At 38.8% G+C, this 22,862-nt stretch carries 10 protein-coding genes; all 10 read left to right on the plus strand.

Annotation, left to right across the window (positions count from 1 at the left end; genetic code table 11):
- Positions 1-257: 257 nt before the first annotated feature.
- The 10 genes from LPH68_RS18730 (at position 258) to LPH68_RS18775 (ending at position 22,689) form a co-directional block, all read left to right on the plus strand.
- The gene (locus LPH68_RS18730; protein ID WP_151923840.1) at positions 258-2,519 is read left to right on the plus strand and encodes a glycoside hydrolase family 95-like protein; all 2,262 of its coding nucleotides are present in this window, start codon (positions 258-260) and stop codon (positions 2,517-2,519) included.
- A gap of 250 nt (positions 2,520-2,769) precedes the next feature.
- Complete coding sequence (gene hepC / locus LPH68_RS18735) at positions 2,770-4,902, plus strand: heparin-sulfate lyase HepC (protein ID WP_230297059.1); 2,133 nt, start codon at positions 2,770-2,772, stop codon at positions 4,900-4,902.
- 22 nt (positions 4,903-4,924) lie between these two features.
- Entirely contained in the window at positions 4,925-7,093 is a 2,169-nt protein-coding gene (locus LPH68_RS18740) for a surface glycan-binding family protein (protein ID WP_151923460.1), read from the plus strand.
- Between the two features lie 19 nt (positions 7,094-7,112).
- Positions 7,113-10,265 (plus strand): TonB-dependent receptor, encoded by a 3,153-nt coding sequence (locus LPH68_RS18745; protein WP_151923461.1) that lies wholly within the window; start codon positions 7,113-7,115, stop codon positions 10,263-10,265.
- Positions 10,266-10,277: 12 nt separating this feature from the next.
- A complete protein-coding gene (locus tag LPH68_RS18750; RefSeq protein WP_151923462.1) occupies positions 10,278-11,975 on the plus strand; it encodes a RagB/SusD family nutrient uptake outer membrane protein in 1,698 nt (565 codons plus the stop codon).
- An 81-nt stretch (positions 11,976-12,056) separates the two neighbouring features.
- Positions 12,057-14,984 (plus strand): chondroitinase family polysaccharide lyase, encoded by a 2,928-nt coding sequence (locus tag LPH68_RS18755; protein WP_151923463.1) that lies wholly within the window; start codon positions 12,057-12,059, stop codon positions 14,982-14,984.
- Positions 14,985-14,987: 3 nt separating this feature from the next.
- On the plus strand, positions 14,988-17,426 hold the full coding sequence (locus LPH68_RS18760; protein ID WP_151923464.1) for a glycoside hydrolase N-terminal domain-containing protein: 2,439 nt from the start codon (positions 14,988-14,990) through the stop codon (positions 17,424-17,426).
- 180 nt (positions 17,427-17,606) lie between these two features.
- Positions 17,607-18,911, plus strand: a complete 1,305-nt coding sequence (locus LPH68_RS18765) for a DUF4995 domain-containing protein (RefSeq protein ID WP_151923465.1) — start codon at positions 17,607-17,609, stop codon at positions 18,909-18,911.
- A gap of 59 nt (positions 18,912-18,970) precedes the next feature.
- Complete coding sequence (gene hepC / locus LPH68_RS18770) at positions 18,971-20,971, plus strand: heparin-sulfate lyase HepC (RefSeq protein ID WP_087323742.1); 2,001 nt, start codon at positions 18,971-18,973, stop codon at positions 20,969-20,971.
- A 101-nt stretch (positions 20,972-21,072) separates the two neighbouring features.
- Complete coding sequence (locus LPH68_RS18775) at positions 21,073-22,689, plus strand: sulfatase (RefSeq protein ID WP_008021433.1); 1,617 nt, start codon at positions 21,073-21,075, stop codon at positions 22,687-22,689.
- Positions 22,690-22,862 lie beyond the last annotated feature (173 nt).

Here is a 22,862-nt window from a genome sequence, read left to right on the forward strand (position 1 = left end):
ATCATTAATAGATTATAGTACCGATTATCTCAATTAAAATGAAATCACTAAAAAGATAGTATAAGTTATCTAATTCAATTAGTTGAAGTCATTAATACTTCTGCATCATTTAGGGAAAGAAATCGGTTTCAAGCAGAATCATTACACAAAATTGATATACTATTCAATAAAACTAATAACAACAAGGCAACTTTCTCCCATATATTTGCATAAAGAACATATAATAATTATCAAATTCTCCCAAACAAAGTCATACCATGAATAATAAAAACAGACTTTACACTTATGTGATTTTTACTTTTATCTGTATTGTATCAATTAATTCCCAGCCAATCAGTCTTAAACAAAATATTAATTGGCCTGAATTTATGAGCCGCCAAGATATGGTATGGGAAAAACTGCCTGAATATTGGTACGAATCGGCTTATCTTGGTAATGGCAGATTAGGATTAATGATTTATAAAGAACCCGGAAAAAATTACTTGCGTCTGGAAACCGGCAATTGTGATGTACATGACCACCGCGTCCAAAGAGATGTATTCGGAATTCCCCGACTACTTACCGGATACTTTGCCCTACATCCTAAAGGAGAAATTATCAGCGGCAAAATGCGCCTTGACCTTTGGAATGCCGAAGCATCAACAGATATTATCACCACCAAAGGTATTATCCATCTACAAACCTTTGTTCATGCTAATGATATGGTAATAGCAATAAAAGCAACAACAGAAGGGGAAGAACACGACTTCAAATGGGAATGGGTAGCCGCAGAAGCTAACAGCCCACGCTATCTGCTCTTTAAAAGACGGGGACAAACCAATAAAATCCCTAAAGACTATGCACTCAACCCTGCACCGGTAATCAACCGAAAAGGAGATATCAATTTATCAATCCAGAAGTTATCGGCAGGCGGTGAGACAACAGTAGGCTGGAAAGAAACTCATTCGACTAAAAAAGAGCGCACTTTGTGGATAAACCTCACACATACATATCCTCAAAACAATTCGGGTGAAATATGTAAAACAGAAATCCGAAAAGCTATACGTGAAGGCTATCCATCCATGCAAAGGACACATCGTAAATGGTGGAACTCTTTTTATCCTAGCAGTTTCATTACATTGCCGGAAGCACAAAAAGAAAACTTTTATTGGATTCAAATGTACAAACTAGCATCTGCCACCCGTGGTGACCGTGCCCTAATAGACAATACAGGTCCGTGGCTGACTGAAACTCCCTGGCCAAATGCCTGGTGGAATCTCAATGTACAACTCACCTACTGGGCACTGAACGCTTCCGACCATTTAGATCTCGCAACCTCTTTAGAAAATGCACTTTACAATCATATAGACCAGTTACGTCTCAATATTAATCCGACCTATCGCCACAATTCATTAGGAATAGGAGTCGCTTCCAATTTGGAATGTATGACTACAGAGGTCGGTATTCCCGGAAAAGGTAAAGCGCAGGTAGGTCTGTTACCATGGGCTTGCCATAACCTCTGGCTTATTTATCGCCATAAAATGGACGATGATATTCTACGAAACAAATTATTCCCTTTATTGAAAGAGTCAATCAACTACTACCTGCATTTTCTTAAAAAAGGAGAAGATGGAAAACTTCATCTTCCGGCAACCTATTCTCCCGAGTATGACACTACGGAAGATTGTAATTTTGACCTTGCACTCTTACGTTGGGGATGCCAAACATTACTGGAATCAGCCCAACGCCTGAATATTCAGGACCCATTGGCTGAAACTTGGAAAGATGTTCTTCAGAATCTCACTCCTTACCCTATGGATGAAAAAGGATTGCTTATTGGGAAGGACATGCCATATGCTTTCTCGCACAGGCATTATTCACACTTACTTGCCATCTATCCCCTATATCTTATCAATAAAGAACAGCCAGGCGATATTGAAACGATTGAGAAATCACTCGCTTTTTGGCAAAGCAAACCCAAAGCGCTCTTGGGCTACTCATGTACAGGTGCTTCTTCTATATCTTCTGCTATTGGAAAAGGAAATGACGCATTATCTTATTTGAACAAATTATTCGGCAAATTCCTTAGCACTACTACCATGTACAAGGAAAGCGGTCCAGTTATTGAGACACCCCTATCCGGTGCTCAAAGTATTCACGACATGCTATTACAAAGTTGGGGTGGGAAAATCCGTATTTTCCCGGCTATTCCAGATGCATGGAAAGACATAACATATTCCGGCCTGCGTACAGAAGGGGCGTTCAAAGTATCTGCCAGCAGAAAAAAGGGAAAGACACAATTTATCCATATAAAAAGCCTGGCAGGGGAGCCTTGTATTATAACGACTGATATAGTTAATCCTATCTTTAAAGGAGAAAGAGACTTCACAATACAGCCACTCGAAAACAATACTTACCAGATTGATTTAAAGAAAGGAGAAGAGGTGTTCATTTCCCCAAAAGGAGAAGAACCGGAGTTTATTATCTCCCCGATTCCCCATACTTCCAAAAACTATTTTGGACTAAAAATCATCCAATAAGACATCTAAAAATGTACAAAAGCTATTTTGTAAGTATAATAGGTATAAATTACATTATGGCACATAATAAGCCTGTTATCAGAGTTATAACAGACTTTTTAAACAGAAGTAATATATGATTCTACAAATTTAATATCAAAAAAATCATTTTTGAACAAAGCTTAAACAACACAGCCTAATCATAATAAATAAACAGACTACATTTGCAAACAGTAAAATATAACTTTTAATAATTAAAACCTAATAAAGTATGAAGAACATCTTCTTTATTTGCGCGTTCTCACTGATTGCATTTACAGGATGCACAGATGATGACGAAATCCTTTCCACAGGAGATAGTACAAACATTGAACTGCTTCCTAATAATAAGCCTAACGACGTACTAAACGCAAGGCTCTTTGAGGTTATCAACCTAGACTATCCCGGATTGGAAAAGGTGAAATCACATTATGAAGCAAAGGAGTATTATTATGCAGCACATGAGCTACTTAAATACTATCGAAACAGGTCTGACATCAATAATCCGAATATAAACTTAATCAACCCGACTATTACCGCTTCAGAACAAAATATTGCAGACCAAGCATTAGATTTTCGTTTTTATGTACGTAATTTCAAAGAATCAGTTGATGCCTCCGGAAATGAAATCTATTATTCTTTTAAAAAGGATGGAAAAATAGACTGGGATTTTGTCCCTGCCGAAATTACAGATCAAGAGTTCAAGTCACAAAAACATCGTCATCAATGGATGCTTCCGCAAGCAAAAGCATACAGAGTGAAACAAGATGAAAAATACTTTCAGTCATGGATGGATGTTTACAGCGATTGGCTGAAAACATTTCCATGCCCCGAAGAAGATATTGTTAACAAAGACAATGTACAATGGTATGGACTTCAACCAGCCGAAAGAGTATTGTCACAAATAGACATTTTACCTTATTTCATCCAGTCGATCAATTTTACTCCCGAATGGCTTTCTATTTTTCTGACTGCATTCGCTGATGAAGTAGAATGTACCCGTAAAAATTACTTTACTGATGGCAGCAATATCTACGTAACTCAGGTACAAGCCGTCACCACAGCAGGTATGCTAATGCCTGAATTTAAGAATTCAGCCGAATGGTTAACGGAAGGCTCACAAAAAATCAGCGAACAAGTAACAGCACAGTTCTTGGCAGATGGAGTGCAAGTTGAATTAGATCCTTCTTATCATATAGGAGTAGTTGACGGGTTCTACAATATCTATAAATTAGCCATGCTCAACAACAAACTGGACTTATTCCCCTCCAATTATATAGAATTGTTGAAAAAAGCATCTCGATTTGTCATGGATATTATTTATCCCAATTACACAATTGACAATTTCAATGATACACGTTCCAGCTCATACAGTAAAAGCGTCATATTGAAAAATCTGAAGAAGTATATGGAAATGTTCCCCGAAGATGAAGAAATACGATGGATGGCAACGGAAGGAAATCAGGGGACAAAGCCAGCAAAGTTGGTTCAAGTTTACGATGCCGCAGGTTATTATATGCTACGTAGCGGATGGGAAAAAGATGCCACAATGATGATTCTGAAAAACAATAAAAATACAGATAACAAATGGCATTGCCAACCAGATAACGGCACATTCGGATTATATCACAAAGGACGCAATTTCTGCCCAGATGCTGGCGTGTACTCCTACGGTGGCACAAGCTCAAGCAATGCTGACCGTGCAGCATTTGCAGCTACAGCCATGCATAACACAATGACAAGAAATAAAAAAGATATAGCTAAAAACTATATGAACGGACGATTGCTATTGCAAGAAAGTAAAAATAATATGGACATTCTCGTCACTGAAAACCAATCATACAGCGATCTGACTCACCGCCGTGCCATATTTTTCATAAGAGATAAAAAAATATTTATACTTGTAGACGAAGGATATGGAACAGGCTCTACTCCTACGGTCAACCTCAACTTCAAACTGTGTCCTAGTAAAAATGATGTTATCATTGACGACGAGAGTGCTAGCTATCAATATGGAGCTCACACCATCTTTGCAGATAACAACAATATGTTATTCAAAACATTTGTTGAAACTACCGAAGGATATGCCGCAGAAAACAATACGGCCTATGTTTCCGAAAAACTTGGCGAAAAGACTCATCAACGTAGATTTTACCAAGTAAATATCACAAAACCAGCAAACGGGGCCGCACGTTTCATCACAGTTATTTATCCATTTGAGAAAGAAGCTGACCTTGAAAAGCTAAATATAAACGCTAAGTTCACTGATAATACTGAAGAGAACGCCGGCACGTTCCATCCAAACGGCGCTTCTGTAGAAGTGAACATTGGTGAAGAAAAGTATGAGTTATCCTATACATTATAATTAATAAATATATCTAAGAACAATGAAATCTAATTTACAAAACCTGACTTCAAGATTCTTTGCAATCTTAATGACGATAGGGTTATGTGTATCGGGCGTTTCGTGTACAGACCCTGAGACAACTGACTCTACAAAGTTTGCAATTTTCTATGCCGGAGTAACCGACATAGGTCCTTCAATGAATTTTAATATGTCCGGACCGACATATATCGGAGGCACTCCGTCTGATTTTGCAATTACCCGCGTTACTCTTAATGGAGAAGTATATGATACTAATTGCTTCCAAATAGAAACCAATACAGGAGCTATTTCTATATCCGACACTAAAGACCTTGCTGTCGGTTTATATGCTCTAAGCATATCCTGCCGTTCCAATGGAAGTTTTTATGAATTCAAAGATATTGTATCTGTCAATATGATGAGGGCTATCCCTGAAGGAATCTATGTTGAGCCTAATAAAATAAAAGTTGACTTTGGTGACATTATTAATAGTGAAAGCACGGTAGAGCTACCAACAGCACAAGTTACAACCAATGGAGAGCATATATCAATCAATAAATATATTATCACTAACGTACGCAAAAATGGAGAATTAATAGAAAAATATGACTTTTTCAAAATCTCAAATGACGGAATAATTTCCATTACAAAAGGGAAATCCGATATTACACCGGGAAAATATGTACTTGACTTAAAACTTACTACTGCTATTGTGGATGAAGAAGCGGAAGAAGGCATTTTTGAAAATGCGGTTGAAATTGATATAACATCTCAACCATTATCTTTAACTTATACTCCCAATTCCATTAAAGCAGAAGAAAACACCCAAAATGTATCAACTGCCCCCACATTTATCGGTTCTACAGATGGATTGGTTTATTCTATCAAATCTACGACACCTCAGACTTCGATGATTAGTATTGAGCCTACAACCGGAATTATCACATTAGCAACTGATAATAAACTAGAAATTGGAACAACTTGCAATGTATCAATTACAGCTTCAAACCAATATGGAAGCAAAGATTTTGATAATGTATATACAATAAACATAGTTGAGTATATTGCACCTATTTCCGAATTTAATTATAATGATACAGAAAATATCATCCAAGCTACAGCTTTTGAGCATCCCGTCAATAAAATAATAGGTGGTGAAGTAACATACTCATTTGTCAATCTTGGTGCCCAATTAAGCGACCTGAATATCGATCCTACTACAGGAACTATATCTGCTAAAAAAGGAAACAACATTCCTATAGGAGAACATACAATCACTGTATTAGCTAAAAACAATAAAAGTGAGCTACAGACTTCTTTTAAATTAAACATACAAAAAAACCCATACTATTTCACATACATACATTGGGGAAACAATTTGACTTTATCTCCTGCAAGAAATTATGCAAGTCAATATAGAGTAACAACCAAGGATGAGCTATCTAAATTATCTATTTCCGTTGCAGATTCGGACATACCAGAAGGCACAGAGGTTAACTGGGCAATTAAAGAATCTACTATGGGCAAAGATGAAACGACAGAAATGCCCTATGCAGAAATTGATAATAACGGCAAAATTACTTTCAATGGAGGTTGGGTTAACGGTAAAGTCTTCATGTTGCTAATAACTGCAACAACCGGAAAAGGAACACCCGGCGAAATCACAATGATAGTTCCGGTATTTATTCATTGTGCAGGTGCTGTAGATGGAGTAACCGTAAATTATACCCCCTTTGTATTCCAAGTAAATCCGCGTACAGGTGGAACATCTGCTAGCCCTGCAATATCCGGCGTAGAACCTAATTTATTTATAGCTGATTACCGAAGAACGTTCAATTACTATAATATCAACGGACCTAAAGAACATATTAACGGACAACCGAGTAAAGCATCATCGTTCATGAACAAACTATGGAATTCATATTATGATCCTAAGACTCCTAATTACGGACAAAAATGGCCGTTATCATATTATGATGACACATCCAGTATGGCAAAAAAATTAGGTTATGTAGATGCATCTAAGAATTGTGCCATCACCATTAACCCCAATAAATGGCAAGATGAAAAAGGCTATGCTAATGGAGTAATGATTGGACAGATAACATTTGTAAAAGATGGAAATTCTAAAAATGTTAGCAATGGAAACCAAATATTCCCTATAGCTATTTGGTTCGACACTAAATTCTAATAACAAAAACATTCATATAATGAATACATATAAATTTATAGTAAACACATTGAGCAAAAGAGGGTATCTCACCCTCTTGGCTCTCCTGATTGCAATTACTACATTTGGACAAGAAATCACAGTCAACGGTGTAGTTATTGATGAAACAGAGACTCCACTAATTGGAGCGACAGTCCAAGTTAAAAATACTCAAAAAGGAGTTGTAACAGACTTTGATGGAAAATTTTCTATTAAAGCCAATAATAATGCAACATTAATTATCAGTTATATCGGTTATAAAAATCAGGAAATCAAAATCAAAAATCAAAGAAACCTGAATATTAAGTTGGAACCGGATAATGCAATGTTGGACGAGGTTGTAGTAGTCGGCTACGGTAGTATGAAGAAAAGCGACCTAACCGGTTCTGTATCTTCTGTTGCAGCCAAATCTATCGAAAGCTTCAAGACAGGTTCTGTGGTTGAGGCTCTTGGAGGGCAGATTGCCGGTGTACAAATTACTCAATCTGATGGTACTCCAGGCTCTGGTTTCGATATCAAAATTCGTGGTGTCGGCACAGTAAACGGTGACTCCTCTCCACTTTATATTGTGGATGGATTTGAGGTTGGTGGCATTGACCACATTGCCAACTCGGATATTGAATCAGTACAAGTACTCAAAGATGCCTCTGCTTCTGCCATCTACGGTGCACGCGCTGCCAATGGTGTAATTCTAGTTACCACCAAATCAGGAAAAGAAGGAAAACCTGTTATCACTTACAATGGTTCTGCAACTTACCGTAATATCCCAAAGAAACTAGATATGCTAAACAGCTATGAGTTTGCGGCATTGCAAGTAGAACTCAATCCATCTAAATATGGGACAACTTACTATCAAGAAGGTAATGACACAGAGGGCGTTCCCTATCGTCACCAAACCTTGGAAGATTATTTGAACGATCCTGGTATTGATTGGCAAGGTGAATCATTCAAACCGACTTGGTCTCAAAATCATGATTTCAGTATCAGTGGTGGTACCAAAGAGACTAAATATGCCGCTTCTTTTTCACATTTTGATGAAAATGGTATCTTTAGAAACAGTGGTTACAAGAAAAATACCGGTAAATTACGTATCAATCAAAAAATCAATAAGTCCATCACTTTCGATGCCACCGTCAACTATGCTAACACGGTGAAAGAAGGTATCGGTACCTCTGGAACTGGGGGAACATTAAATATGCTCTCCAACATACTGCGTTTCCGCCCTACCGGTGGTAATAGCGTGACCAATGAAGAACTTTTAAATTCTGTTTTCGATCCATTAGAATTGAGCGAAAATGCCACTTATTCACAAATTAATCCTATCAAACAAGCGGAAGCTGTAAAAGATAGAAGACAATCTGAACTATGGGGTATTAATGCTTCATTAACCATAAAATTAATGAAGGATCTTACATTTAAAGCTGCAGCCACTTACAATACGACTAATACAAGAAGAGACCTTTTCTATGGCGAAGAATCAAGCCAAGCTTACCGAAGCGGTGGCGTATATGGTTCCACACAAATGCAAAAAGAATTACGTTGGCAGAGTAGTAATACATTAACTTACAAAAAGAAAATCAACAAGAAAAATTCATTTGACGTAATGTTAGGACATGAATTCGTATTTAGAAGTTCCGAACTACTTTACGGTCAAGCAAAGGATTTCCCATTTGCAAATTTAGGAAATGACAATTTAGGAATCGGTGCTACCCCCAGTAGTGTATCTACATCAAGAAGTGATAAAAGACAATTGTCTTTCTTTGCACGAGGTAATTATAATTTTGACAATCGTTATTTATTCACTGCAACTATTCGTTCGGACGGTTCCACTGTATTCTCAGCAAAGAACAAATGGGGATATTTCCCGTCATTCTCCGCTGCATGGCGCATATCAGAAGAACAGTTCATGAAAGATATTACTCCAATATCAAATTTAAAACTTCGTTTGGGATGGGGTACAGTAGGAAATGACCGTATCACAAATTATCTGTCTATGGACTTATATACATCCAGTAAATATGGACTCGGTCAACAACTTGCCACAGTTTTAAGTCCTAAACAACTGGCTAATAAAGATTTAAAATGGGAGGGTTCCACCACTGCCAATTTAGGTATCGATCTTGGTCTTTTTCAAAATCGTCTGAATTTTACAGCAGACTTCTTCATAAAAAATACTAAAGATCTGTTGCTCGAACAAAAATTAGCTTATGTAACAGGATTCAATTCCCAATGGCAAAATATTGGTAAAATTCAGAATAAAGGTATTGAGTTAAATATTAATTCTACTAATATCAAAACCCGCCACTTCTCATGGCAAACAGATTTTAATATTTCATTTATCAAAAACACCTTGAAAGAATTGCAAAGCGGAACATCTTACGTACAGTCAGCAACAAAATTCAATAGTAATTTTAATGGAAATGACTATATTTCAATCGTAGGTTCTTCTCTCGGACAAATGTACGGTTATGTTTTTGACGGCGTTTATCAAACTTCTGATTTCAACATGCTTCCTAATGGAACGATGCAATTAAAACCTGGGATAGCAGATATCAGTACCCACGCAGGAAAAACAGTGGTACCCGGTATGGTGAAATATAAAGATATGGACGGGGATGGTGTTATTACTCCTGATGATCGTACGACTATCGGAAACGGACAGCCTGACTGGTATGGTGGTATTACCAATACTTTCAATTACAAAAACATCGATTTCAGTTTCATGTTCCAATTCCAATACGGCAATGACATTTATAATGCAACACGTATGTTCAATACACAATCGCAAGACGAACGTAGCAATCAACTGGTAGAAGTTGCTGACCGATGGACTCCGACACATGCTTCAAATCGCGTACCTTCTGCTAAAGGATATGTCAAATATGAATTATATTCACGCTTTATTGAAGACGGTTCATTCCTACGTCTGAAAAATATAACATTAGGATATACCCTCCCCAAGAAATGGACAAGAAAAGCGTACATAAACCGCTTACGTGTATACGGTACAGCTCAAAATTTATTCTGTTTTACCAAATATAGCGGTTACGACCCGGAAGTAAATATGAAAAGCAGTCCGCTTATGCCGGGATTCGATTGGGGAGCATATCCCAAGAGCAGAGTATTTACATTTGGTGTAGAAGTTCAATTCTAAACAAAAAAGACAATGAAAAATTTTAAATACTATTTATACACATTAGCTTGTGCTATTACTGTTTCATCTTGCTCACTGGATGAAACCAGTTATACAGAAATTGAAAAAACAAACTATATGAAAAATGCGAAGGAAGCCGAAAATGTTCTTTTGGGTGTATATCGCAATATGGTAAAAGATGGCATATATGGTTTCCATTTATCAATGTATTTCACAATCCCCAGTGACATTGCAAAAGTGCAAGGGAATAGTACTGACGGTCTTCGCCTTATTCCCTCAAATGCTTATACCAGCTCTCAAACCGAAATAGCAACTACTTGGGCTAATTTGTATAGTGCCATTTATGACGCAAACAACTTCATCGAGACACTACAACAAAGAATAGGTGATTATGATGAAAAAAATTATAAACCGGCTGCCATCTACATGGCTGAAGCACGCTGCCTTCGTGCGTTGTACTATTTTGAATTAGTACGTTGGTTTGGTAATGTAGCACTAATTACCAACACAGCCCAGTCACATCTACATCCATCTACTTTCACCCAAGCAGATCCAGTAGATGTATATAAGTTTATAGAAACAGATTTGAAATATGCCATTGAGAATTTACCATACGCCATAGATGACAATATACGTACGGATAATAGCTTCCGTTTCTCCAAAGGGGCAGCTCTCGGTTTGTTAAGTAAAGTATATGCCACTTGGGCAGGTTATCCAGTTCATGATACTAGTAAATGGGAAGACGCTGCAAAAACCGCTAAAATTTTGGTTGAATCCGGCAAACATCATTTGCTTAATGATTACGAACAATTATGGAAAAACACTTGTAACGGCATTTGGGACGAAGCTGAAAGTCTAATTGAAGTAAGTTTCTATGCTCCGACAGTAACAGGAGTATCTGCTAACGACCCTTGCGGACGTATCGGTAAATGGAATGGAGTACAAGCTAGTGGAATCAGAAGTGTCCGAAATGCAGGTAACTGGCGCGTTATACCTACCTTCCTGCGTGACTGGAAAGACCGCCAAAGCGATAGAAGATGGGGACTATCTTTTGCCGATTACAAATATGGCAAAGCTACCGATACTGGTGAAAATGGAGTAAAAATTGTAATCAATAGTAGTGGTAATATTGAAGATGCTATTTTGGATGACGCAAAAGATGGATTAAAAAAATCATATATTGATAATGTATGTCCTAGAAAATGGGACACCGAAGATTATGTAAGTAGCGCTAATTATCTTATTGATGCCAACCTTTCTAATATTAACTGGTATATATTACGTTATGCTGATGTACTGCTTTTGTATGCAGAAGCTTTGAATGAATGGAAACAAGGACCGACAGACGAGGCCTACAGAGCTATCAATATGGTACGCAGACGTGGATTCGGGCTTCCGGTAGAAACTGATAACAAAAACTCAGACTTATCCACTGGTATGTCTTACGAAGATTTCCAATCGACTGTACGCAATGAACGTGCATATGAACTGGCATTCGAAGGGCACCGTCGCCAAGATTTGGTTCGCTGGGGAATCTATTACGAAAGTATCAGACAAACAGCTCAAGACTTAGTAAACTGGTATAGCGGTGGAGACGGATTCTATGTCTGCGTTGATTATACAAAGAAGAATAAAAACGAATTGCTGCCGATACCACAACAAGAAATGGATATATGTACTCAGTTTGAGCAGAATCTAGGATGGAAATAACTAAAATAAAATAATATAAAAGCGTTTCAATAAAAGATTTTTCTTATTGAAACGCTTTTATTATCCTAAAGCTTATATATCATGATAAAGAATACACGAATCCTCGCTCTTCTCCTAACATTCCTCACCACCACATCCGTATTCCCGCAAACTTATTCATTCGAGAATAGTAAAGTACCTGACAATTGGAAAATAGATAAAGGAGCCATTAATGCTACAGGAGACAAGTATAAAGCAGGTAAGCAATCGCTACAAATCAAATGGGAACAAGGAGCCGTTCTCACTCTAACCACACCAAACGGACTATCAGAAGCTTGCAAATCTAGAAATGGTGGTATCAGCACGTGGATTTACAATGAGTCTCCAACAGAAGAACCCATGATTTTCTTTTTTAAAGATAGCAAAGGAAAAGAGGTATGCCAACTTCCCTTTTTACTCAATTTCAAAGGATGGAGATGCATTTGGGCTAAATTTCAAAATGACATGAATATGTCGGCAAAAAGTACTATCAGCACTGTGGAACTACACTTTCCTCAACATACTTCCAAAGGAGTCACATACATTGACTTACTAGAATTTACTCCGAGAGTTTCATGGCAAAACATGTCGGATGCACAATATAAAGTAAACCGAACAGATCATAGTCTGATTCCCGATTTTATCGGATACAGAAATACCAAACCACAAACTGATAAAGTTATTTCCGCCACCGACATACAGATAAAAAACATCACAGACAGATTGACTGCATGGTACCTTGGAAGCAATCAACAAGCAACCGGAAAATGGGAAATAATAAGAAAAGATAATGAAAATATTTTTATCCACAACGGGCTGACGGCTGCTGAAAAAATAAAAATACAATATAACAAAGATAATACACCTAAAGGAGAACCACTATTTCCAATGAGTGCTCCCGATATAATAGAAGGACAACCGACCACTAAATTCAAAACCGTCAATGAAAAAATATTGCTCCCTCTGTCTTTAGACTATCGCAAAAACAATAACGAGCAAAGCTTGAAAAAAGTCCTTTACATTTACGACTGGTTCAATGACCAAGGATGGGCAGATGGTAGCGGAATGGGAACATTGTGTTTTGAGAAACTCCGTAGTTCTGGCTATTTCCACTCATTCTTTTTATTAAAAGAACAGCTTCCTCATGATATATTCGAACGCGAACTCCAGGCACTATATTGGTTTACAATGTTCGGCATCTGTTATCAAACTCCTGAACATGCAGGAGAAGTAGCAGATAATTTACGCGCACTAGCCATTCCTAAACTTATATATGCATTATCAGTAAAAGACAAACAAGAACAGCAAGTCGCACTAACAGCTTTTAAAAACTATATGGACAATGCTTTAAGCATAGCACCTGGCTTTTTCGGTACATTCAAAGCTGACTTCTCCGGTTATCACCACAGGGGACCCTATCACAGTGCCTACTACCCGCATGCATTGTATGCAGGGTCACTAATTGCTTACTTACTACATGATACTCCTTATGCCCTATCTGAAACAAGCATATATAATTTAAAACGAGGATTATTGACATTCCGTTTTTTTTGCGCCGGACTAAATATACCAGCCGGAACTGTCGGACGTTTTCCTAATGGTCAACAGATATTGGAAACACTACTACCCGCATTTGCCTATGTAGCTTTATCAAAAAAAGAACCGGACAAAGAGTTGACTGCAGCATTTAAACGAATAATAGAAACCGAAGAATACCAACAAGCCATAACAAAATATATACGTAATGTAAACTCAAATTTGGCATATACCAGCACTATAGGTGAAATAGAATTGTTAACCAAACTGGCATCAATATCTACTCCCAAAGAGAAAGCCGTTGCCGGTTCTCTGTTTATGCCTTACTCCGGGCTATTAGTTGCCAAAGATAGTTTGCTTCATTTCAACATAAAAGGATTCAGCCGCTATATATGGGATTTCGAATCTTCCGCCACAGAAAACACAAAAGGACGCTATCTGTCATATGGTCAGATAGAATATTTTGACCTAAAAAACAAACACAAATCTTTCAATCCACAAGAAATTAACTTCGACTGGAATTATATTCCGGGAGCTACGACCAAAGTTCTGCCAGATAAAATATTACAAGATAAAGGCGGTTCAAGTTCAGGGCATCGTAACTTCTCAGATGAAACATTCCTAACGGGCGTACATGCTTCCGAAAAGAATGCCATGTTCTCTTTCAGAATGCACGATATCACATACGATCAATCATTCCGTGCCAACAAATCAGTATTTGTATTCGAGGATTTTTTGCTTTGCCTAGGTTCGGACATTCAAACTAAAGATAAAAGATATCAAACGGTCACTACTCTGTTTCAGTCGTTCAACAGTAACACCAGCGAAGAAAAAATACCAGAAGGATATATTCTGACGGATCCCTCACTTATGTACGCAGTAAAAGGAGGAACAGTGCAAACTCTCTGTGAAGGCTCTCATACGCGAGCTTACATAGAACACGGAAATACACCGGAGTCAGCACAATATCAATATTATATACTTAAAAGCAAAAATAAAGCATTAGCCCGTCAACTATTGTCCAACTATAGTCCAATAGAAATAATAGCCCAAGATAATGATGCGCACATCGTTACCCATAAAACGCAAGGAATCACATGTGGTGCTCTTTTTAATGCACGGAAGAAGTATGAAAATCAACTAGTTTCTCAAGTAAATATTCCTCTTGCTTATATACAGGAAAAACAAATAAATAATTCATTCAAACTCTCTATTTGCGAACCGGATATGAGAAGAGCATCTCGTCCACATATGGGGCTACTGACGGAAGAAGACGTTATACAACAAGAAAAGCCTTATGATACACAACTGACTGTCAACGGGCTATACAATGTAGAATGTCCTCAAAAAACAATAAAAGTATCCCTAGATAAAGAAAAGAATAAAACATATATAACCATTTCTACTATCCGAGGAGAAAATTACACGCTTTTATTACACCAAACTGATAATTAATTTATGAAGACCAGACTAATAGTATTATTTACTATATCTCTTTGCATAACAGTTTCTAATGCCCAAAGTAACCTGACACTTTGGTATAAATCTCCTGCAAAAGTATGGGAAGAGGCATTGCCAGTAGGAAACGGACGAATGGGAGCCATGGTTTTTGGAGATCCCCGAAAAGAGAGAATACAATTCAATGAGAATACTCTTTATAGCGGAGAACCAGAAACCCCTAAAAACATAAATATAGTACCTGATCTCACCCATATACAACAATTGCTTAATGAGGGGAAAAATACAGAAGCTGGAGATATCATACAAAATAAATGGATTGGCAGACTCAATGAAGCTTATCAACCTTTCGGAGATTTATATATCGACTTTGATTCCAAAGAAGCTGTGACAGATTATATCCATTCACTGGATATGGAAAACGCAGTTGTTACAACTTTTTATAAACAGAATGGCGTAAAGATAAGCAGAGAAGTCTTTGCATCTTATCCGGCACAAGCTATTATTATACATTTAAAGGCTTCCAAGCCGGTTTTGAGTTTTACTGCCTATTTGAGTTCCCCACATCCTGTAAACAATGAATCCGATTCACAAGTTGTTTACTTGAAAGGACAGGCACCTGCACATGCCCAACGGAGAGACACAGAGCATATGAAACGCTTCAACACTCAACGCTTGCATCCAGAATATTTTGATGCAACAGGGCATATCATACAAAAAAAGCATGTTATTTATGGAGACGAAATGGATGGAAAAGGAACATTTTTCGAAGCATGTCTCCTTCCAAGTCATAAAGACGGGCAACTATCTATTTCAAATCATCAGGTCACTGCCCGAAACTGCAGTGAAGTTACACTCATGCTATATGCTGCTACCAGTTATAACGGACCAAGTAAAAGTCCGAGTAGAGAAGGAAAGAATCCGCATCAAGAAATCATAAATTATCGAAAAATCTACAAAGGAGAAAACTATATAGAATTAAAAAGGAAACACATCATTGACTATCAATCTTTGTTCAACCGTGTGTCTTTTAGTCTTCCAGCAAGTCAACAACAAAAAAAAATGCCCACAGACGAACGATTAAAGAGATTCAAAGAAAAAGAAGATCAGGAATTGCTCACGCAGCTATTCCAGTTTGGACGTTATTTGATGATAGCCGGTTCCCGAGGCGAAGGACAACCTTTAAATCTGCAAGGTTTATGGAATGATAAAATTTTACCTCCATGGAATTCGGGATATACCTTAAATATTAATCTGGAAATGAACTATTGGCCGGCAGAAGTCACTAACCTATCAGAATGCCATCAGCCTTTATTCAACCTAATTGAAGAAATTGCAGACAAAGGAAAAGATCTTGCACGTGATATGTATGGACTGGATGGTTGGGCCATTCATCACAATATATCAATTTGGCGAGAAGCATATCCGTCAGACGGGTTCGTATATTGGTTCTTTTGGAATATGTCCGGACCATGGTTATGCACTCATATATGGGAACATTATTTATTTACAAAAGACGTGGATTTCCTGAAAAAGTACTACCCGATACTTAAAGGCGCAGCCACCTTCTGTTCTGAATGGTTAGTTGAAAACAGCAAAGGAGAACTAGTAACCCCAGTCAGCACTTCTCCCGAGAATGCTTATCTCATGCCCGACAACACTCCAGCATCCGTTTGTGAAGGAAGTACAATGGATATAGCCATTATCCGTTCTTTATTTTCGAATACTATTCAAGCAGCAGAAATACTTCAGACTGACATGAATTTCCGTTCTGAACTAATCCAAAAAAGGAATAAACTAAAAAAATACCAGATCGGCACTAAAGGACAATTATTGGAATGGGATAAAGAGTATGAAGAAAACGAACCCCAGCATCGTCATGTATCACACCTTTTGGGATTATATCCAGGACACGATATTACAAATGATACACCAGATGTATTCAATGCTGCACGAAAATCATTGGATATCCGTGGTAATAAGACAACAGGTTGGAGTATGGCATGGAAAGTTTCTCTTTGGGCACGTTTATACGATGCTTCAAAATCTTATGAAGCATTAACCAATTTGATTAATTATGTTAATCCTAAAATAAAAGCAGAAAATCAAGGAGGATTATATCGTAATTTATTAAATGCCCTCCCCTTCCAGATTGATGGTAACTTCGGAGCAACTGCCGGTATCGCCGAGATGCTTTTGCAAAGTCATAACGAAAATATTCATTTACTCCCTGCATTGCCTCTTACATGGAAAGAAGGAAGCATAAAAGGGTTAAAAGCAAGAGGAGGGTATACTGTAGATATAGAATGGAAGGAAGGCAAAACTGTAGTTGCGTATATCACCAGTCCATACAAACAAACTGCAAATATCCAATATAAAGACCAAATAATAAAGAGTCATTTTAATATAGGAGAAAGAAAAAAAATTTCATTCAAATGACAGGAAACAGGGCTTATATACCTTTAAAAAGGGTATTCTTGACAAAATTAATAGTTTTTTCAACAAAACTAATAGTCAAAATTCTGTTTCAATGTCCTTTTCAACATTTGTATCATTAAAAATAAAATAGTTAAACTACTTTTGCATCAGTTACAAAACTTCTAAAAACAATCACTTAAAATGAATAACATGAAAAAGAAACTTGTTCTCTTTGCTTCGGTTAGTATTGCACTCGCGTCGTGCCAGACAACCCCAAAGGAAGACTACAGTTGGATAAAAAAAGGACTGGATGTAGCTTCTGCCCAATTACAACTTTCTGCTGAAGAGGTTAGTGGTACGGGAATGTTTCCACGCTCCATCCGTACCGGCTATGACATGGATTTCCTTTGCCGTCAGTTGGAAAGAGATTCATTAACATTCAAAGATTCACTACGCGCACAACCCGCTGCTGACCAACTAGGCAAACGTCGCCTCTGCAACGTTTATGACTGGACGAGTGGTTTCTTCCCCGGTTCATTGTGGTACGCATACGAACTGACAGGAAACGATACACTGAAAACTCAAGCCATCCAATATACAAATCTGCTGAATCCGGTACGCTATTATAAAGGTACGCATGATTTGGGATTCATGGTCAACTGCAGCTATGGCAACGCAGAACGTCTTTCACCCAACGACACCATTGCCGCTGTGATGAGAGAAACTGCCGATAACCTCTGCGGCCGTTTCAACGATTCTATCGGCGCTATCCGTTCATGGGATTTCGGAACCTGGAACTTCCCGGTTATTATCGACAATATGATGAACCTCGATCTTCTGTTTAATGTAGCAAAAGCGACAGGTGACAATAAATACAAAGACATTGCTATCAAGCATGCTATGACTACCATGAACAATCACTTCCGCCCGGATTATACTTGCTGGCATGTAGTAAGCTACAACAACGACGGAACTGTTGAACGCAAGCAAACTCACCAAGGCAAGAATGACGATTCTTCATGGGCACGTGGTCAAGCATGGGCTGTATATGGCTACACAGCTTGCTACCGTGAAACAAACGACAGTACTTTCCTGAACTTCGCTATCAAAGTAGCTGATATGATTATGGATCGCGTTAAAACAGACGATGCTATCCCCTACTGGGATTATGATGCACCTGTGACTGAAGAAACTCCACGTGACGCTTCTGCCGCTTCTGTTACCGCTTCAGCATTGATCGAACTAAGCACAATGGTTCCCGACGGACAAAAATATCTGGATTATGCGGAAAAGATTCTGAAGAGTTTGTCAAGCGACGCATATCTTGCAAAAGTGGGTGACAATCAAGGTTTCATTCTGATGCACTCTGTCGGCTCACTGCCCAACGGTTCTGAAATCGACACTCCACTGAACTATGCTGACTATTACTATCTGGAAGCATTGAAGAGATTCATGGAATTGAAGAAGTTGAGGGTTGAGAATGGAGAGTTGAGAGTGATCCAATAATACAAAAGCAAGAGTGTTCTCAATCGTAAATAGTAAATCGTAAAATCGTAAATTATATCATGAATAAAACTTTAAAGTATATCGTTCTGCTGGCAATCGCTTGTTTTGTAGGCAAAGCTAGTGCCCAAGAACTGAAAAGCGAAGTCTTTTCAATTCTTAACCTGGACTATCCGGGATTGGAAAAAGTGAAAGCTTTGCATCAGGAAGGTAAAGATGAGGATGCTGCCAAAGCATTATTAGACTATTACCGTGCACGTACCAATGTAAAAACTCCGGATATCAATCTGAACAAAGTGACTATCAGCAAAGAAGAACAGCAGTGGGCAGATGACGGATTGAAACATACATTCTTCGTACATAAAGGTTATCAGCCTTCTTACAACTACGGAGAAGACATCAACTGGCAATACTGGCCGGTGAAAGACAATGAACTCCGTTGGCAATTGCACCGCCACAAATGGTTCACTCCGATGGGAAAGGCTTATCGCATATCCGGTGACGAGAAATATGCTAAAGAATGGGCACATCAGTATATCGACTGGATTAAAAAGAATCCGTTGGTAAAGATGGACAAAAAAGAATATGAGCTGTTAAGTGATGGAAAAATCAAAGGTGAAATAGAAAACGTACGTTTCGCATGGCGCCCGCTGGAAGTTAGTAATCGTCTGCAAGACCAGACTTCACAGTTCCAGTTATTCCTCCCTTCTCCTTCTTTCACTCCGGACTTCCTGACAGAATTCCTGGTAAACTATCACAAACATGCTATACATATCCTTGCTAATTATTCCGATCAAGGTAACCACTTGCTGTTTGAAGCTCAACGTATGATCTACGCCGGTGCTTTCTTCCCTGAATTCAAAGATGCTCCGGCATGGAGAAAAAGCGGTATCGATATTCTGAACCGTGAAATTCATGTACAGGTATACGAAGACGGCGGACAGTTCGAACTCGACCCACATTATCATCTGGCAGCTATTAACATTTTCTGTAAAGCTTTAGGTATCGCAGATGCCAACGGATTCCGTAAGGAATTCCCTCAAGATTATTTGGATACCATTGAAAGCATGATTATGTTCTACGCAAACATTTCTTTCCCTGATTATACCAATCCATGTTTCAGCGATGCTAAGTTGACAACAAAGAAAGAAATGGTGAAAAACTACAAAGCATGGAGTAAACTATTCCCCAAAAACCAGGCTATCAAATACTTCGCAACTGAAGGTAAAGAAGGTGCATTGCCGGATTATATGTCTAAAGGATTCTTGAAATCAGGTTTCTTTGTATTCCGTAACTCATGGGGAATGGATGCTACGCAAATGGTAGTAAAAGCTGGTCCGAAAGCATTCTGGCATTGTCAGCCGGATAACGGAACGTTTGAACTTTGGTTTAACGGCAAGAATTTGTTCCCGGATTCTGGTTCGTATGTCTATGCCGGTGAAGGCGAAGTGATGGAACAACGCAACTGGCACCGTCAGACTTGTGTTCACAACACAGTAACGCTGAACAACAAGAACTTGGATACGACAGAATCTGTGACTAAATTGTGGCAACCGGAAGGTGCTATCCAAACTTTAGTGACCGAAAATCCTAGTTACAAGAACCTGAAACACCGTCGTTCCGTTTTCTTCGTTGACAACACTTACTTTGTCATTGTAGACGAAATGATCGGTAGCGCCAAAGGTTCCATCAATCTTCACTATCAAATGCCAAAAGGAGAAATTGCCAACAGCCGCGAAGACATGACGTTCCTGACACAATTTGAAGACGGCAGCAACATGAAACTGCAATGTTTCGGTCCCGACGGTATGTCGATGAAGAAAGAACCGGGTTGGTGCTCAACTGCTTATCGCAAACGTTACAAACGTATGAATGTATCTTTCAACGTGAAGAAAGACGGCGAAGAAGCTGTACGTTACATCACAGTTATCTACCCAGTTAAGAAAAGCGCAGATGCCCCTAAATTTGCAGCTAAGTTCAAGAACAAAGCGTTCGATGAAAACGGACTGGAAGTAGAAGTGAAAGTAAACGGAAAGAAACAGTCATTAAAATACAAACTATAATAAAGCTGACTAAAAAGTCGGTCGCATCTCAATTTCTCCTCCTTCCGGAAGGAAGGGAATTGGAGATGCAACCGGCTTTTTAGTCACTCCCCTTCATCATTATGGAAAACTATTACACCCCCTCTGCCCTACTCCTCCCACTAGCTGCACTAAGTCTCGCTTCCTGCGGCAATCAAAAGAAAGAAGAGACCAGACAACCGAACATCATCTTCATGATGACGGATGACCATACCACTCAAGCAATGTCCTGTTACGGAGGAAATTTGATTCAGACTCCTAACATGGACCGGATTGCCAACGAAGGTATCCGTTTTGACAACTGTTATGCTGTCAACGCTCTTTCAGGACCTTCACGCGCCTGCATCCTCACCGGTAAGTTCAGCCACGAGAATGGTTTTACCGATAACGCCAGTACGTTCAACGGAGATCAGCAGACATTCCCCAAACTGCTTCAACAAGCCGGATATCAGACTGCAATAATTGGTAAATGGCATCTTATCAGTGAACCGCAAGGATTCGATCATTGGAGCATCCTTAGCGGCCAACACGAACAAGGTGACTATTACGATCCTGATTTCTGGGAAAACGGGAAGCATATTGTAGAAAAAGGATACGCTACGGATATTATTACTGATAAAGCCATTGAATTCCTCGAAGGTCGCGACAAGAACAAACCTTTCTGCATGATGTATCATCAGAAAGCTCCGCACCGCAACTGGATGCCTGCTCCCCGCCATCTGGGTATATTCAACAATACCACTTTCCCGGAACCGGCTAATCTGTTCGACGACTATGAAGGCCGCGGAAGAGCAGCCCGTGAACAGGATATGTCTATCGAACATACACTGACAAACGACTGGGACCTCAAATTGCTGACTCGTGAAGAGATGCTGAAAGATACCACCAACCGTCTTTACAGTGTATACAAACGTATGCCTGTTGAAGTTCAGGATAAATGGGATTCTGTATATGCCGGGCGCATTGCCGAATACCGCAAAGGTGACCTGAAAGGCAAATCATTAATCAGCTGGAAATATCAGCAATATATGCGTGATTATCTGGCGACAGTTCTGGCAGTAGACGAAAATATCGGCCGCCTGCTGAATTATCTCGAAAAAATTGGTGAACTGGACAACACAATCATTGTCTACACCTCCGACCAAGGTTTCTTCCTTGGCGAACATGGCTGGTTTGACAAACGCTTTATGTATGAAGAATGTCAACGCATGCCGCTTATTATCCGTTATCCGAAAGCAATTAAAGCAGGAAGTACCAGTAATGCCATCAGCATGAATGTGGACTTTGCTCCTACATTCCTCGACTTTGCCGGAATAGAGATTCCATCAGATATTCAAGGAGCCTCTCTGAAACCCGTATTGGTGAATGAAGGCAAAACTCCTGCCGATTGGCGCAAAGCTGCTTATTATCATTACTACGAATACCCTGCAGAACATTCTGTGAAGCGTCATTATGGTATACGCACGCAAGACTTCAAATTGATTCATTTCTACAACGACATCGATGAATGGGAAATGTATGACATGAAAGCCGACCCAAGAGAAATGAACAATGTCTTCGGCAAACCGGAATATGCTGAAAAACAAAAAGAGCTGATGCAACTGCTTCAGGAAACTCAAAAACAGTATAAAGATACAGACCCGGATGAAAAGGAAAAGGTTCTTTTCAAAGGTGACAGAAGACTGATGAAAAATCGCTAAATGATAATTTTGCGGAGTGCCCTGAAAGGGCTTAATTATATAGCGTAGGGCAACGCCCTACGTAAAAACGTCAATCTGAATTTGCGCCCTGAAAGGGCATAATTGTATACAGTTCCGCCCTTTCAGGGCTTGTGGCTGGTGTGTCTTTTTCGTAGGGCGTTGCCCTACGCTAT

The sequence above is a fragment of the Bacteroides sp. 1_1_30 genome, from assembly GCF_020982715.1.
GTDB classification, from domain to species: domain Bacteria; phylum Bacteroidota; class Bacteroidia; order Bacteroidales; family Bacteroidaceae; genus Bacteroides; species Bacteroides xylanisolvens.

What these genes read in the sequence shown, in the direction of transcription:
- LPH68_RS18730 (WP_151923840.1), top strand. Translation starts at nt 258, where the DNA reads ATGAATAATAAAAACAGACTTTACACTTATGTGATTTTTACTTTTATC.
- hepC (WP_230297059.1), top strand. Translation starts at nt 2,770, where the DNA reads ATGAAGAACATCTTCTTTATTTGCGCGTTCTCACTGATTGCATTTACA.
- LPH68_RS18740 (WP_151923460.1), top strand. Translation starts at nt 4,925, where the DNA reads ATGAAATCTAATTTACAAAACCTGACTTCAAGATTCTTTGCAATCTTA.
- LPH68_RS18745 (WP_151923461.1), top strand. Translation starts at nt 7,113, where the DNA reads ATGAATACATATAAATTTATAGTAAACACATTGAGCAAAAGAGGGTAT.
- LPH68_RS18750 (WP_151923462.1), top strand. Translation starts at nt 10,278, where the DNA reads ATGAAAAATTTTAAATACTATTTATACACATTAGCTTGTGCTATTACT.
- LPH68_RS18755 (WP_151923463.1), top strand. Translation starts at nt 12,057, where the DNA reads ATGATAAAGAATACACGAATCCTCGCTCTTCTCCTAACATTCCTCACC.
- LPH68_RS18760 (WP_151923464.1), top strand. Translation starts at nt 14,988, where the DNA reads ATGAAGACCAGACTAATAGTATTATTTACTATATCTCTTTGCATAACA.
- LPH68_RS18765 (WP_151923465.1), top strand. Translation starts at nt 17,607, where the DNA reads ATGAATAACATGAAAAAGAAACTTGTTCTCTTTGCTTCGGTTAGTATT.
- hepC (WP_087323742.1), top strand. Translation starts at nt 18,971, where the DNA reads ATGAATAAAACTTTAAAGTATATCGTTCTGCTGGCAATCGCTTGTTTT.
- LPH68_RS18775 (WP_008021433.1), top strand. Translation starts at nt 21,073, where the DNA reads ATGGAAAACTATTACACCCCCTCTGCCCTACTCCTCCCACTAGCTGCA.